The 15,848-nt window shown below is 60.7% G+C and carries 8 protein-coding genes; 3 read left to right on the top strand and 5 right to left on the bottom strand.

From position 1 onward, the window contains the following. Window positions 1–4: 4 nt before the first annotated feature. Window positions 5–1,120 (top strand): IS630 family transposase, encoded by a 1,116-nt coding sequence (locus BA011_RS40040; protein ID WP_065282351.1) that lies wholly within the window; start codon window positions 5–7, stop codon window positions 1,118–1,120. Between the two features lie 167 nt (window positions 1,121–1,287). Here BA011_RS40040 and istB read toward each other — a convergent pair whose 3' ends face one another. From istB to BA011_RS46850, 5 genes are all read right to left on the bottom strand, one after another. Further along, window positions 1,288–2,064 carry an IS21-like element helper ATPase IstB gene (istB, locus tag BA011_RS40035; protein ID WP_065279981.1) on the bottom strand — a complete coding sequence of 259 codons (777 nt, stop codon included), beginning with the start codon at window positions 2,062–2,064 and terminating at the stop codon, window positions 1,288–1,290. Window positions 2,065–2,080: 16 nt separating this feature from the next. Next, window positions 2,081–3,634, bottom strand: coding sequence for an IS21 family transposase (gene istA, locus BA011_RS40030; protein ID WP_065279982.1), 1,554 nt, complete (start codon window positions 3,632–3,634; stop codon window positions 2,081–2,083). A 149-nt stretch (window positions 3,635–3,783) separates the two neighbouring features. Next, the gene (locus BA011_RS40025) at window positions 3,784–5,007 is read right to left on the bottom strand and encodes a GTP-binding protein (protein ID WP_186806659.1); all 1,224 of its coding nucleotides are present in this window, start codon (window positions 5,005–5,007) and stop codon (window positions 3,784–3,786) included. A 50-nt stretch (window positions 5,008–5,057) separates the two neighbouring features. Further along, window positions 5,058–10,382, bottom strand: a complete 5,325-nt coding sequence (locus tag BA011_RS46855; RefSeq protein WP_420493468.1) for a DUF4082 domain-containing protein — start codon at window positions 10,380–10,382, stop codon at window positions 5,058–5,060. Beyond that, window positions 10,274–11,962, bottom strand: coding sequence for a N,N-dimethylformamidase beta subunit family domain-containing protein (locus tag BA011_RS46850; protein WP_420493467.1), 1,689 nt, complete (start codon window positions 11,960–11,962; stop codon window positions 10,274–10,276). Before BA011_RS46850 ends, BA011_RS46855 begins: the two co-directional genes overlap by 109 nt. 805 nt (window positions 11,963–12,767) lie before the next feature. Here BA011_RS46850 and BA011_RS40015 point away from each other — a divergent pair. Both BA011_RS40015 and BA011_RS40010 read left to right on the top strand, forming a co-directional pair. Further along, window positions 12,768–14,081 carry a polysaccharide biosynthesis/export family protein gene (locus BA011_RS40015; RefSeq protein WP_065284871.1) on the top strand — a complete coding sequence of 438 codons (1,314 nt, stop codon included), beginning with the start codon at window positions 12,768–12,770 and terminating at the stop codon, window positions 14,079–14,081. Between the two features lie 242 nt (window positions 14,082–14,323). Continuing rightward, the gene (locus BA011_RS40010; protein ID WP_065284870.1) at window positions 14,324–15,832 is read left to right on the top strand and encodes an O-antigen translocase; all 1,509 of its coding nucleotides are present in this window, start codon (window positions 14,324–14,326) and stop codon (window positions 15,830–15,832) included. Window positions 15,833–15,848: the final 16 nt, after the last annotated feature.

The following is a 15,848-nucleotide window of genomic DNA, read 5'->3' as shown; positions in this document are numbered from 1 at the left end:
GTCGATGAATATAAAGTTTCACATAGAGCTTAGCCAATCGGAACGTGACCAACTGGCCGCTTTGTTGAGCGGGGGGTGCCACAGGTCGCGCAAGATCAAGCGCGCCCAGATCCTGGTCGCAGCGAACGAAGGCTTCAGCGACGAGGTGATCGCGGCAACCTTGAACGTCAGCGGATCGACGATTTACCGGACCAAACGCCGGTTTGTGGAAGCCAATCTGGAAGGGGCGCTCAGCGAAGAACCGCGCCCGGGTGTTGAGCGCAAGCTATCGAGCAAGGAGGAGGCGCTGTTGGTAGCGACCGCCTGCTCAAAGCCGCCGCCCGGGCGAGCCCGCTGGACCCTGGAGCTTCTGGCAGATGAGATGGTCCGGCTCACCGATCATGACCAGTTGTCCTCGGAGACCGTGCGTCGCCGGCTGGCTGAGAACCATCTCAAGCCTTGGCGCAAAGACATGTGGTGCATCCCAAAGATCGATGGGGAATACGTCGCGCGCATGGAGGATGTTCTCGACCTCTACGCAGAAACGCCTGATCCACAAAGGCCCGTGGTCTGCTTCGACGAGAGCCCGACCCAACTCATCGGCGAAGTGCGCGAGCCCATTGCGGCCAAGCCTGGCCAGCTTGAACGCTACGATTGCGAGTATCGCCGAAACGGCACGGTCAATCTGTTTGTCTTCATGGACGCCCACCGGCCCTGGCGCAGGGTGAAGGTCACCGATCGGCGAACCAACCAAGACTTCGCCGAGTGCATGCGCGAACTGGTCGACGTCGATTATCCCGACGCGCCGATCATCCGCGTGGTGATGGACAACCTCTCCACTCATTCCGCCGGGGCGCTTTACGACGCATTTCCCGCCCCGCAAGCTCGAAGGGTGCTGAAGCGACTGGAGTTCCACCACACGCCCAAGCACGCCAGTTGGCTCAACATGGTCGAGATCGAGATCGGTGTCCTGCGTAGCCAATGCCTCGACCGTCGTATCGACAACAAAGACACCATAATCGCCGAAGTCGCAGCCTGGGAGCAGCAACGCAACGCCCACGGCGCAAAGATCCAATGGATGTTCACAACCGAAAATGCCCGCAAAAAGCTCCGTAAAGCTTACCCCGTCAAAGAGTCATAATCTCTGTGGCGTGGTACTAGTTCGGTATTGTCTCGCCGGTCCGGCCGGTCGAGCCGGTACTTGCGTATTTCGGAAGAACGGGACAGTCGTTTCACTAAATCGCGGACAGTGGTTTCACTAATTCCGGGACAGCATGGTGTGGTCGATTTTCGCCTGCCTGGTTGAAGTCATGAGCGATTGATTTCGCCGTTTTCAGCGCCGGTCAAGTGGGATGGTGTTTTTTGCCGTCGCATGCTGTCGCCTTCAAGGGCAATGCGGTGCGCATTGTGGATGATCCGATCGAGGATTGCGTCTGCGATGGTCGGTTCTCCGATCATGTCATGCCACTGGGCGACAGGAAGCTGCGCGGTGATGAGCGTTGATTTCCGGCGATAGCGTTCCTCGAAGATTTCCAGCAGGTCGAGGCGTTGTTGATCTGTGAGCGTGTGCGTTCCCCAGTCGTCGAGGATCAGCAACTGGACGCGGGCGAGTTTGTCGACCAGGCGTGGAAAGCGGCCGTCAAGCCTGGCAAGGCCCAGATCTTCGAACAGACGCGGCATACGCAGGTAGAGGATGGAATGATCGAGCCGGGCAGCCTGACGGCCGAAGGCGCAGGCGAGCCAGGTTTTTCCCGTGCCGGTCTGGCCGGTGATGATCATATTCTCATGTGCCTTCAACCACGCCCCTTGCGCAAGCGACAGAGTGTTGCGGCGGTCGAGACCACGATGAGCGGCAAAGTCGATGTTCTCGATGCAGGCGTCGGGAAAGCGGAGCTTTGAAGCTGCAAGCCGGTTGGTCAGGCGCTTGTCGGATCGCAGAGCCGTTTCCCGATCGAGCATCAGGCCGAGCCACTCGTCGCGGCTGAGATCGCTGCTGTTGTTCTGAGCGGCAAGTTCGCGATAGGCCGTTGCCATTCCGGCAAGGCCAAGGGCCTGCATCTGATCGAGGGTTGGATGTGTCAGCATGGGTCTTTCCTTTCCTTCACTGGTAATAGGAGCCGCCGCGGATGTTGGTGTGCGGCGGGGTGGGTTTTGCCGGGTCTGTCTGGGGTTTGGTTCGATCGAGACCGGATTTGAGAATGGCGGCGACAGAGGAATAGGTGATGGAGTTGATGACCAGCGCCCGCTCGCACGCCGCTTCCAGGCGATCCGTCTCGTAACGGCGGGCAAGGGACAGAATGCCGAAGGCCGAGCGATATCCTTGTTCGGGATGAGGACGATCGCGCATCATCCGCTCGACCAGAATGGCGGTGTTCACCCCGATCCTTGCCGCCTGGTTCAAAAGCGATGCCGGCGTCGTGTTGGCATAACGCTGGTGGGATTTGGGCATATGCTCGTTGACCGTCACATGCCCGGATCGCTGAGAACGCCTGATATGGCTGGCAATCCGCTTGTGATCGAGAAATACCTCGACCACCCGGTGGGTCAGACGCACATCAACCTGTCGGCCGATCAAGCGGTGCGGCACAGAGTAGAAGGTCTTGTCGACCTCGACATGGTAATCGGGATGGACCTTCGCCGATTTCCATTCCGCATAGTCGAACGGCGTTGCTGGCAGCGGCGCAAGCGCCTTTCTCTCTACCTCCTCGAACAGGTCTCGGCGCGACTTTCCGATGTGGCGCATCGGGCGGTTGTTCAAGTCGTCAAGCAGAACCGAGATCGCGGCATTCAGATCAGCCAGACTGAAGAAGCGTCGGTTTCTGAGGCGAGCCAATATCCAGCGCTCGACGATCAGCACTGCACCTTCGACCTTGGCTTTGTCACGCGGCTTGCGGCTTCTGGTCGGCAGGATGGTCGTATCGTAATGTTCGGCCATAGCAGCGAAGGTGGCGTTGAGCGTCGGCTCGAACCACAGCGCCTTGGCGACGCCTGCCTTCAGGTTGTCGCACACGATCGCCTTCGTGACGCCGCCGAAGAAGCTCAGCGCGCGTTCCTGGCCCTCGATCCAGTCCGGCAGTTTCTGGCTGAAGCTGGCACAGGCGAATGTCAACGACGAGGCGGGAAGCATCGCCACAAAGATTTGTGCCGAATGGATGACGCCGGTCGAAGGGTCGATGATGGGGATGGTGTGGCCGGCATAATCCGTCTGCATCACCGCGCCCGCCTCATGACGGTTGCGGAACGTCGCGTGAGCGCGGCGTTCGAAGACGGCAAAACGGTCGCAAAACCATGTGTAGCCGTAGCCGTCGGGATGGCTCGCCCTGTATTCCTGCCAGAGCAGCGTCAGCGTTACACCCTTGCGCTTCAGCTCGGCGGAAACGGACCGCCAATCCGGCTCGACCAAGTCCTGTGGCGGCCGGCCAACGCGCCGGAAAAGATGTCGCTCCAGCGCGGCATCATCGTCCAGGCCCGCAGGCAACGGCCAGACCGAAAGTCCGGTCTCCCTCGCTCGCAACAGATACGTCGCCACAGAGGTTTTGCTGATCTTCAGGCGTTCCGAAACGGCGCGAACCGAAAGGCCCTGCTCGTGCGTCAGTCGCAGTATCGATCGAATGTCTTTCACTGTCGTTCGTCTCGCTTGCTTCCGTCTTGGCATGGCCCCTCTCAACCGATGATGAGGAGGCAATCTGCCAGAACGGCGCTTGCGAAAATCGACCTTAAATCCACGTCCGAGACTGTCCCGGAATTAGCGGAATCGCTGTCCCGAAATTAGTGAAACACGCACCGGTACTCCCGCGTCCCGTGCTACCAGGCCGGAAACGGATCTTCGAGAGCCGACCAGTCCCGCGGGTCCGAGCTGGCCAGGCAGTCGTCCAACGCGGTGCGGACACCTGTCTCGTCCATGTCCACACCGATGAACACGAGCTCCTGCCGACGGTCGCCCCAAGCGCTGTCCCATCGACTCTCGAGATGCTGACGAAACTGTTGATGGCTGGGCCAGTCTTGTCGGGGAACGGCTGCCCACCAGAGCCCCATAGGTTCACAGCGCCGTTGTACCCCGGCAGCCGACATCAAACCCACGTGACGCGGGCGCGTGGCAAGCCAGAAATGGCCTTTGGCGCGGATTACCCCCGGCCAGGGCTCGTCCAGGAATGCTCGAAACCGCTTGGGGTCGAAGGGACGTCTCGCGCGATAGACAAAGCTCGATACCCCGTATTCCTCCGTCTCCGGAACATGGTCGCCCGGATTGTACAGTTCCTTGTGCCACAACGGGTGAGCGGCGGCTTTTGCTTCATCGAAGAGGCCCGTGTCGAGGACGGTTGCAAGAGAAACCTTGCCGAAGTCCGTCTCCACCTGGCGGGCATCCGGGTTGAGTGCAGCCACCGTCTTGCGGACTTCCGCGCGGACCTCTTCGGTCGCATCCGAGATCTTGTTGATCACGACAATATCGGCAAACTCGATCTGGTCGACCAACAAGTCGATGAGTGTGCGCCGGTCGTCACCGTCCCGCTGCAGTCCGCGATCGCGAAGCAGATCAGCGCTGCTGTAATCGGCCAAGAGGCTTGCGGCGTCGACGACGGTCACCATCGTGTCGAGTTTCGCAAAATCGGAGAGCGAAACACCGTTCTCGTCACGGAATGAAAAGGTTGCCGCGATAGGACATGGCTCCGCAATGCCGGTCCCCTCTATCAACAGATAGTCGTATCGCCCCTCTTCGGCCAGTCGCCGCACTTCCGTCAGGAGATCGTTGCGCAGGGTGCAGCATATGCAGCCATTGCTGAGCTCGATCAACGTCTCCGTCGTATGCGACAGGTTACAGCCGCCGTCTCGAATAAGACTGGCGTCTATGTTCACTTCGCTCATATCGTTGACGATGACGGCGACCCGCAGGCCCTCGCGATTGGTCAACACGTGGCTGAGAAGCGTCGTCTTTCCGGCGCCGAGAAAACCCGAGAGCACTGTGACCGGCAGCCGGTCGATGCTGTTTATCGGCATCCCTTGAATGAGGGCATTCGGAGCGACTGTCATTTGCGTTTTATAAGCCTCATTCGAAACCGTCTCTAACCTCGTTCGACGCGTCAAGCTGCGAGCTGCGGCCGGAAGACCACATCGGCATAATAGTTTGCCGAGTCAAAGGTGCTGGTCGGGAAGAGACCTGTGGTGGCAGATCCGCCGTAGGCATAGACGCCGTTGCCGCCAGCCGCAGCGCTGGACAGCGCCGACAGCGGACCGTTGCTGACGCCGTTGGTGAAGAAGCCGTTAGTTGCCACGTAAGCGCCGGTGGTGTGGTAGGACGCGATATAGGTGGTGTTGGCGGCGATGGTGACAGGCGTTGTAAAGTTCACCGTCTGCCAGCCGCTTGCCGTGGTGTTGGAGAAGGTGGCGGTGGCAAGCTTGGTGCCTGTCGTGGTCCACAGATCGACGACGTTCTGTCCGTTGTCGTTGGCGCTGCGGTAGAACTTGATGGCGGTAATATCACCGATAACGTTCGACTGGAACTTGACGCCGACCTCGAGCTGCTGACCGTCGTTGAGGTTCGTCTGGGCCGGTGTGCTGGAGGCGTTAAACAGGCTGTAGGTCGCAGGCGCCACTGTCGCAGTGATATTGAAGGTCTCGTTGGCGGCAAGGCCGCCAAGATCGGTTGCCGTCACCCTGACGCCGTAGGTGCCTGATGTCGTCGGCGTGCCGCTGAACGTCCGCGTCGTGGCGTTGAAGGCGAGCCAGGCAGGCAGCGCCGTGCCGTCGGCAGACGTTGCCGCATAGGCCAGCGTCTCGCCGCTGTCGACATCGGTGAAGGTCGTCGTCGGCAGCGTGAACGAGAAGGCAGAGCCGACGGTAGCGTTCTGGGCGGCCGTCTGGACAGCCAGCACCGGCGCATCGTTGGCGCCATGGATGGTGACGGTCAGGTTTGCCGTGGCGGTGGCGCCGGCGGTATCCCGCATCGTATAGCTGAAGACATCGCTCAGCGTGTTGGTCGACTGCCGCAGCGCCTGCACGGCAGCATTGCTCTCGTTGACGGCATAGCTATAGACGCCCGATGCGCTGAGCACGAGACTGCCATAGGTGCCGTTCAGTGCCGTGCCGAGCGTACCGGTTGTGGTGCCGAAGCGGATCGCCGTGACCGCCTTGGTGTCACCGGCATCCGCATCGGTGTCGTTGGTCAGCACATTGCCGCTGGCAACCACGCCGCCCGAGCCATTGGCCACGCCACCCTTCTCGGTCGCATCCCCCGCATCGGCAACCGCCGTCGGCGTCGTGTTCGGTGTTGTCGACACGGCGATGTTGAAGGTTTCGTTGGCGCTGAGGCCGCCAAGGTCGGTTGCCGTCACCCTGACGCCATAGGTACCTGATGTCGTCGCCGTTCCGGAGAAGGTCCTCGTCGAGGCATTGAAGCTCAACCAGGCAGGCAGCGCCGTGCCGTCGGCAGACGTTGCCGCATAGGCCAGCGTCTCGCCGCTGTCGACATCGGTGAAGGTCGTCGTCGGCAGCGTGAACGAGAAGGCAGAGCCGACGGTGGCGTTCTGGCTAGCCGTCTGGACAGCCAGCACCGGCGCATCGTTGGCGCCATGGATGGTGACGGTCAGGTTTGCCGTGGCGGTGGCGCCGGCGGTATCCCGCATCGTATAGCTGAAGACATCGCTCAGCGTGTTGGTCGACTGCCGCAGCGCCTGCACGGCAGCATTGCTCTCGTTGACGGCATAGCTATAGACGCCCGATGCGCTGAGCACGAGACTGCCATAGGTGCCGTTCAGTGCCGTGCCGAGCGTACCGGTTGTGGTGCCGAAGCGGATCGCCGTGACCGCCTTGGTGTCACCGGCATCCGCATCGGTGTCGTTGGTCAGCACATTGCCGCTGGCAACCACGCCGCCCGAGCCATTGGCCACGCCACCCTTCTCGGTCGCATCCCCCGCATCGGCAACCGCCGTCGGCGTCGTGTTCGGTGTTGTCGATGCCGGACGGAAGACCACATCGGCCCAATAATTGGCAGCGTTGAAGGTGGCATTCGGGAAAATGCCTACGGTGGCAGATCCGCCGTAGGCATAGACGCCGTTGCCGCCGGCGACAGCGCTCGACTGGGCCGTCAGCGGACCACTGGTGACGGCGGTCGTATAGAAATTGTTAGTTGCCACGTAAGCGCCGGTGGTGTGGTAGGACGCGATATAGGTGGTGTTGGCGGCGATGGTGACAGGCGTTGTAAAGTTCACCGTCTGCCAGCCGCTTGCCGTGGTGTTGGAGAAGGTGGCGGTGGCAAGCTTGGTGCCTGTCGTGGTCCACAGATCGACGACGTTCTGTCCGTTGTCGTTGGCGCTGCGGTAGAACTTGATGGCGGTAATATCACCGATAACGTTCGACTGGAACTTGACGCCGACCTCGAGCTGCTGACCGTCGTTGAGGTTCGTCTGGGCCGGTGTGCTGGAGGCGTTAAACAGGCTGTAGGTCGCAGGCGCCACTGTCGCAGTGATATTGAAGGTCTCGTTGGCGGCAAGGCCGCCAAGATCGGTTGCCGTCACCCTGACGCCGTAGGTGCCTGATGTCGTCGGCGTGCCGCTGAACGTCCGCGTCGTGGCGTTGAAGGCGAGCCAGGCAGGCAGCGCCGTGCCGTCGGCAGACGTTGCCGCATAGGCCAGCGTCTCGCCGCTGTCGACATCGGTGAAGGTCGTCGTCGGCAGCGTGAACGAGAAGGCAGAGCCGACGGTAGCGTTCTGGGCGGCCGTCTGGACAGCCAGCACCGGCGCATCGTTGGCGCCATGGATGGTGACGGTCAGGTTTGCCGTGGCGGTGGCGCCGGCGGTATCCCGCATCGTATAGCTGAAGACATCGCTCAGCGTGTTGGTCGACTGCCGCAGCGCCTGCACGGCAGCATTGCTCTCGTTGACGGCATAGCTATAGACGCCCGATGCGCTGAGCACGAGACTGCCATAGGTGCCGTTCAGTGCCGTGCCGAGCGTACCGGTTGTGGTGCCGAAGCGGATCGCCGTGACCGCCTTGGTGTCACCGGCATCCGCATCGGTGTCGTTGGTCAGCACATTGCCGCTGGCAACCACGCCGCCCGAGCCATTGGCCACGCCACCCTTCTCGGTCGCATCCCCCGCATCGGCAACCGCCGTCGGCGTCGTGTTCGGTGTTGTCGACACGGCGATGTTGAAGGTTTCGTTGGCGCTGAGGCCGCCAAGGTCGGTTGCCGTCACCCTGACGCCATAGGTACCTGATGTCGTCGCCGTTCCGGAGAAGGTCCTCGTCGAGGCATTGAAGCTCAACCAGGCAGGCAGCGCCGTGCCGTCGGCAGACGTTGCCGCATAGGCCAGCGTCTCGCCGCTGTCGACATCGGTGAAGGTCGTCGTCGGCAGCGTGAACGAGAAGGCAGAGCCGACGGTGGCGTTCTGGCTAGCCGTCTGGACAGCCAGCACCGGCGCATCGTTGGCGCCATGGATGGTGACGGTCAGGTTTGCCGTGGCGGTGGCGCCGGCGGTATCCCGCATCGTATAGCTGAAGACATCGCTCAGCGTGTTGGTCGACTGCCGCAGCGCCTGCACGGCAGCATTGGCCTCGTTGACGGCATAGCTATAGACGCCCGATGCGCTGAGCACGAGACTGCCATAGGTGCCATTCAGCGCCGTGCCGAGCGTACCTGATGTAGCGCCGAAGCGGATCGCCGTGACCGCCTTGGTGTCACCGGCATCCGCATCGGTGTCGTTGGTCAGCACGTTGCCGCTGGCAACCACGCCGCCCGAACCGTTGGCCACGCCACCCTTCTCAGTCGCATCCCCCGCATCGGCAACTGCCGTCGGCGTCGTGTTGGAGGCCGACGGATTGAACATCACATCGACCCAATAATTCGTCGAGCTGAAGCTGGCAGTAGGGTACAGGCTGGTGCTGCCGTATCTGTACACGCCATTACCACTCGCCGGCGCCGTCAGCGGCCCGCTGGTTACGTTCGAGACGAAATAGTTGGTGGTTGTCGAGTAACGACCGGCATTCGTGTGGTACGACGCCGTGTAGGTCTGTCCGGGCGTCAACGCCACTGGACTGGAAAAATATGCGGCCTGCCAGCCGCTTGCGGTCTCGTTGGTGAAGGTGAGGGTCGCAAGCCGCGTGCCGGTGCTCGACCAGAGTGAACCGGTGTGCGTGCCCGTATCCTGGCTGCCCTTGTAGAAACGAACACCGCTGACAGTCCCTGCCACAGAGGTTTGGAAGCGGACCCCGAGTTCGACGGCTGACGAATCGTTTGTATTGACGACCGCTGGCGTCGCCGAACCGAAGAGAGACGTGTAGCTCGGCCCACTGACGGTGACCGTACGTCCGGACGAGGGCGTTTCGAGGTTGATATTGTCGTCAACGGCGCGGGAGCGGATGGTGTAGCTACCGGCGACCTGCGGCGACCAGCTATAGGTCCAGTTCTCATCGCCTGTCGCCGGATGCCAGCTCGCCCCGTTGTCGGTGGAAACTTCGACACCGGCGACGACCCCGCCGCCCGTGTCGGCAGCGGTACCTGTAATTGTAACGGTGGATCCAACGGCCGCCGTCGCGGGTACGGTGATGACGGAGGTCGGAGCAACCTGGTCCGTAGAGCCGGTCGCGGCGATCAGCCCGGATTGCAGCGTCCCGGGCTGAATGCCCATATCGGCAAGCAGATTGACCATCGCCTGCTGCACGCGCGGGTCCGTCGGAGTCGCCGTGAGGTCGTGATTGTCGCTCAGGCCCCATGTCCAGTAGACGGTACCGGCGCCGAACACCAATGCACCGCTGGGCGCACGATAGAGCGTCAGATTGTGGGTCGAGGTCCCATTGCCGGTCGTGTTTCCGTAGTCGAGCAAATAGGTGCTGACCGGAACCGTCGTCGACGACAGCTTGACGAGGCCGGCCGGGTCGAAGCCGTTATCGACCGCTTCGTCCCATTCGTAACCAAGATAGTTCTTGGTAAGCGTTGCCGTCTGGCCAGGCTGTAGATTGGCAACGTTCGTATTGCGCCAGAAACGCAGATTGGCGTCGTCATAAGGAATAGTGATCGCCTGGAGATTGCTGCCGACATCATCGACCTGGAACAGCTGCCCGGTCAGCGAGTTTTCCGGATTGCCGCCGCCGATGGCGGGTGGGCTGAGGCGCGGATCACGGAATGTGCCTGTCCATTCGTTGGAAGGGTCGATGCTGGCGCTCGGCGACCAGGTCTCCTTATAGGAGATCAGAGTGCGATAGGGCGTGCCGTCGGCGCTATAGGCATTGCCCCAACGGGTGCGCCAATAGACCTCGTTACCGCTCCAGAACATCAGGTTGACGCCCGCATCGCGCGCTGCTTCTACATTGGTCCGCTGCTGTCCAGACCAGTATTCGTCATGCCCGGCATCAACATAGGTCTTGTGATTGAGCAACAGGCTGCCATAGCGGTCGGCGTCGACACCCGACAGGTAGGAGACGTCATAGCCGTTCTGTTCCAGCCAGTAGATGCCCGCATATTCGGCGCCGAACAGATAATCCTGCGGGCCGGCAACGGTTCCCACGCCCCGCGGGTCGCAATCGGCCGGTTATAGCTGACCGCATAGGCGCGACCAGCACCCTGCCCCGTCGCCGGACCGTTGCCGCCATAGAAGTTTGCCCCACCCCAACCGTTGTAAGCTTGCCAGGTCTGGTCTGCCGTCTGGAAGACGATGTCGCTGCGGCTGTCGTCGTCGCGCACGATGAACGGGATATGATTTTGGCCGGAGGTGCCATCCTGACGCACGAGCTTGGCGATATAGACGCCCGAGACGGAGTCCTCCGGTACAGTCCACGAGGCCGACACGGCCCAGTTGCCGGCATCCACCGTGCCGGTCGAGGCGTTGCGCAACGGATTTGGCTGAGTCTGCAATCCGGTATGCTGAATGGTGTCGACCTTGCGGGCGCCCATGCCGCCATAATAGCCGAGCCGGTATATGTCGATCCGATAATTGGTGGAATTGGTATTGATCTTGAAGCTGATCGTCTTGCCGTTGTCGACGCTGATGTCGGTCGCAAATCCCTCGATGTTGGAGCTACCGGCACCGTCGATGCCCCACTCGCTCTCCGGGTTACCCTGCTTCTGGTTTTCCAGCACGATCAGGTTGCTGGCCGCAGCCGCGGCCGCCAGATTTTGCGTCGTCAACGACCGCTGCGTAGAAGGTGGCGTCGTCACCGAGCCGGAAAGGATGCCGATGCCCTTGGATGTGGCGGTGCCCGTTCCGGTCTCTCCGCCGCCTGGCAACGATCCGTTCAAGATCGTCGAATCCGTCCACGTTGCGGTTCCGCGCCAGCCCGAGAGAGGGGACAGATTACGATCGAGAAGCGGGTCGCTGGCCGAGGCGCTGATGGCCCGCTTGATCGTCGATACAAAGTCCGGCCCCTCGGTCAGCCTGGTGCCCGGCAATTGGCCGTCCTGTTGAAGCATGGCGCCGCCATGGGCCCAATCGAGAATCCGCGTGGGGGAGGTAAAGTAGCCGCATCCGCACACACCAAAGGGCATGCCAAACGCCAGTGAATCCGCGCCAGTCTGATGCGCAGTCGCCTGCGCTGACGGGCTCGATTCGAGGATGACGACGTTGCCCGAGTGAGCACGCTCGCCCGTCACCGCGGCAGAACCTTCTCCCGAAACTCTCGGTGCAGGGCTTTGCGGCAAATACGGAGCCAAAGGATCGTCGCCTATGAGGCTCATTCCAGCGTAGCTGCGATAGAGGGACGATCGAGCCCCGAATGCGACTCCGTGCGCGTCCCGCTCGAAACCTGCAAAACCAGGCGTGTGGGCGAACAACCGAGACGCGGCAGTGTCCCCGTTTCGAACCCCTGTCTGGCGATTTGCTGCGAAAGCGTTAGGCAGGGCGGGCAAGGGCGGCGCTGGGTGGTTGCTATCGGCCCGACCATCTGCGTCGCCGATCACGCCCGCTCTCTGTCCAACATCATGCTCATTGATCGCCGCGTTGTTGTAGGGATTGTCGACAAGCGTACCATCATGCTTGTTTCCATCCGCCGTTTGCACGGATGTCGCAAGTTGAGCACTATCCTCGCGCTTATCGGCAGGCTTGCGAGGCCTTCCCTTTCCGCCGACGGTCAACCATCGGGGAACCAACGAATCCAGCAGGAGTGAGCGTGATGTCCACCGGCGAGCGTTGCGATACATGGCGGGGCCTTCTCTCGCGAGATTATCGGGATCGAATCTACGGGGATCGTTTGTTACGAAGCCCTGAATGATAGCCCAAAAATAAGCGAGTAGGTCCTACGCCTTTTGCTTTACAGGCGGCATCCTTTGGACAAACCGCAGTGTTGGCATGGACGACGTGACGGGCGAGACACGCAAGGTGTTCGTTTGGAGGCTTTTTTCTTTGCGCCGACTGATAAGGCGACGCCGCCGGCCAATATCATCGACTTGCAAAATCAACGATCCAAACACGACGGCTCTGCCGCGAGGGATCGCTGTCCTTCGCGGCTAAAGCGCGTCGCGCTTTAGAACTTTGTTTTTACGCATGTCGTTAGCGCAAAACCGCTGCATACTTTTGCGCGACATGCTCCAGCGCGCCTCTTCCTGCGCGCATGACCTCCTGGTTTCCCGGGCCGATGCCTCTGTACCGCGCCGAAGGTATATGTTCCTACTCGGTTTAGGCTAAGCCCCCTCCTCCACCTCATCAATAGTGATAAGGCGAAGCAAACAACCGCCACCTTCCTCAAGGCTTCGCCAGATTGCACACTGGCATTGCGGCTTCGGACCTGGCGCCCGATGCTCGCGTAGCGCCTAAGGCATTGAACCGGTGTCCGTGTAAGGACGCTTTTGCAGGCTGGACATGTAAATGAAGCTATCGTATCGCGTTCTTAACGTGTTCTTTCCGGCGACGCTTGTCATCAGTACACTCGTCTTTCTTGCCGGAGCTGTGCCGCCGGCTCTCGCCGATGACACTGCTTTTGCTCCGCAAACGAAAATCCGTCTGACGATTGTCCAATGGATGCAGTCCAAAGGCCAATATGAACGATGGGATGCGCTTGGCGGCGAATATACCGTCTCGGATGAAGGCGCTGTCTTTTTGCCCTTTCTTGGATCCGTTTCCGTCGGCAATCGCGATAACACCAGCCTCACCAACGAGATTGCCAAGCGTCTGCAAGAAAAAATCGGATTGGTTCAGCCACCCGCGGTCACCATCGAAATTCTCGAATACCCGCCAATCTATGTCGTCGGAGACGTAACCACGCCTGGGCAGTACAAATTCCGCTCAGGACTTACCGTCCTGCAATCCCTGGCAATGAGCGGCGGCCCGTTCCGCGCCACAAGTCTGCAGCAATCGCAGACGATCAAACTCGCGGGCGAGCTGCGGGAAATCGACCACTCCCTGCTGCGCAGCACTGCCAAATTAGCACGGCTCCAAGCAGAGATGACCGGGGCAAAGGAGATAACGTTCGATCGGACGCTCGGCGTCGATCAGCAATACGCCGCGGGAATATACAACGAGGAACGGGTCATTTTTCAGGCTCGGGCAAATGCGCTGGACAGGCAGTCGAAGGCGCTCACGGAATTGCGTGATCTTTTGAACAGTGAAGTCGGCATGCTGGGCGAGAAGGTGCAGGGCTCGGAGGACAATATCAAATCGATCGAGGACCAGCTGACCAGCGTCAAAACGCTGGTTTCGAAAGGCCTCACCGTTTCGTCGCGTCAATTGGATCTGGAACGGTTGCTCACCACCTACCGCTCCGATCGGCTCGACCTTGTCACTGCCATCATGCGGGGCCGTCAGGCGATCAGTGAGACAACGCGAAATCTTGAGGGGCTTTATGATACGCGGCGAAGCGAAGTCGCTTCCGAATTGCAGTCGGAACAGGCAAGTCTCGACCAGCTCAAATTGAAGCGCGAGATGACGCAAAAACTGCTTCTCGATGACCTCGCGGCAGGGGGAAGCTCGAATATCACCGACGAGGCGCTCCCGCTGACGTTTACGGTGAGCCGGCGAAGCGAAGGGCAAATCAGGCAGTTCCAGGCCTCCGAAACAACGGCACTGATCCCGGGTGATGTTGTGAGGGTCGTTCGAACCCGCATTGCGGATCGGGTGTCTCAGGCCGCGCCCGCCGACCTGCCGCGTGAAACTGAAACACGCGCCAGTCAGGCAAGCCAGTGACCCGCGAAAAGCATGTATTGCAAACGAACTCGCAGTGGGCGATTGACCAGCGCCAAGGCGCTCAGACCACCAGCGCGAGAGAAATAGCTCTTGATACAAGCTGCCATAAACCCGACCAGGTCTTGAATTCGCTTCCTGCCCAACAGGAATGCCTGTGCCGCGTATCTCCGAAGCGGCGTTGGGCAATATGTCGGCGACGCGCCGGAGATCCCGCCCCACAGCATAGCGGCTAAGGATAGTTGATGACTTTGCGCATGATCCCAGCCAGTGGGCAGACTTATACCCAGATCCTCAAGTCGACGATGCTGATGGGCGGTTCCTCGCTCGTGAACGTCGCTCTAAGCGTCATTCGTAACAAGGCGCTGGCCGTTCTGCTTGGGCCAGAAGGCGTGGGGCTCATGGGCCTCTACCAGTCAATCGTCGATATCGCGCAAACGGCGGCTGGTCTGGGACTAGGCGGCAGCGGGGTGCGCCAGGTCGCCGAGGCCGCCGGTACCGGAGACGAAGCGAGGATCGCACAGTCGGCGAAAGCGCTGAGACGCATATCGATAATACTCGGCCTGCTTGGCGCGCTCCTTCTTGCGGCGCTGGCATTTCCAGTCTCGGATTTCACCTTCGGCGACTACCAGCACGCCGGTGGCATCGCGCTGCTCTCGCTCGCTGTATTTTTCCGGATAGTGTCGTCCGGGCAGACGGCGTTGATCCAGGGCTTACGTGGCATCGCAAATCTTGCCCGCATCAATGTGCTCATAGGTTTTTTCGGCACGGTGATCACCGTCCCACTAGTTTACCTGTTCGGCACGCAGGCGATCGCACCGTCGGTCGTAGCGATTGCGGCCGTCACAACACTCTCCACCTGGTGGTACAGCAGACGGATAGGCGCACACTCGCCGCGAATGTCGGCTCGCCAATTTGGTCAAGAGTGGGCACCTCTGCTGAGATTCGGCGCCGTGTTCATGGCGAGCGGACTTCTGACCTTCGGCGCGGCCTATGCGATCCGCATCATCGTATTCAAGGACGGGGGCGTGATGGCCGCAGGATTGTATCAGGCGGCCTGGGGGTTGGGCGGTCTGTATGCCGGCTTCATTTTGCAGGCGATGGGAACGGACTTCTATCCGCGCCTGACCACGACTGCGGACAATCATGCCGAATGCAACCGCCTGGTCAATGAACAGATGGAAATCAGCATCCTTCTTGCCGGCCCCGGTCTGCTCGCCACGTTGACGCTGGCGCCGCTCATGATGAGCCTGTTCTATTCTTCGGAGTTTCATGGCGCGGTGGATCTCTTGCGCTGGATCTGCCTTGGCATGATGCTCAGGATCATCGCGTGGCCAATGGGTTTCATCATCTTGGCGAAGCGTGCACAAGCCATTTTCTTCTGGACGGAGGTGGCGGCCACGCTCGTGCATGTAGGGCTGGCATGGCACTTCGTATCGAAGTTCGGTACGCCAGGAGCCGGCATGGCGTTTTTCGGCCTCTACGTCTGGCATAGCATCCTCATTTACGTGATCGTGCGGCGGCTTACCGGCTTCCGCGGGTCCGCAGCCAACCGCAGGCACGTGCTGCTTTTCCTACCTGCATCGGTGTTGGTATTTTCGGCATTTTGGGTCTTGCCGTTATGGCCGGCGATAGGCATCGGCGCCTTGGCCGTAGCTCTGACGGGGATCTACTCGCTTCGCATGCTGATCCAGCTTCTTCCGCCCGAGATGATGCCCGCAGTGATCAGAGGATGGATCGCGAAATTTGCCTAATAAAAAATGCGCATCG

Source organism: Rhizobium leguminosarum, from assembly GCF_001679785.1.
In the GTDB taxonomy this organism is placed as follows: domain Bacteria; phylum Pseudomonadota; class Alphaproteobacteria; order Rhizobiales; family Rhizobiaceae; genus Rhizobium; species Rhizobium leguminosarum_R.
The sequence above is the reverse complement of the archived record's forward strand: the minus strand, read 5'-3'. Positions and strand labels throughout refer to the sequence as shown.

Coding starts and splice junctions, on each gene's coding strand:
- BA011_RS40040 (WP_065282351.1), top strand. CDS start 5: ATGAATATAAAGTTTCACATAGAGCTTAGCCAATCGGAACGTGACCAA.
- istB (WP_065279981.1), bottom strand. CDS start 2,064: ATGCTGACACATCCAACCCTCGATCAGATGCAGGCCCTTGGCCTTGCC.
- istA (WP_065279982.1), bottom strand. CDS start 3,634: ATGCCAAGACGGAAGCAAGCGAGACGAACGACAGTGAAAGACATTCGA.
- BA011_RS40025 (WP_186806659.1), bottom strand. CDS start 5,007: ATGACAGTCGCTCCGAATGCCCTCATTCAAGGGATGCCGATAAACAGC.
- BA011_RS40015 (WP_065284871.1), top strand. CDS start 12,768: ATGAAGCTATCGTATCGCGTTCTTAACGTGTTCTTTCCGGCGACGCTT.
- BA011_RS40010 (WP_065284870.1), top strand. CDS start 14,324: ATGACTTTGCGCATGATCCCAGCCAGTGGGCAGACTTATACCCAGATC.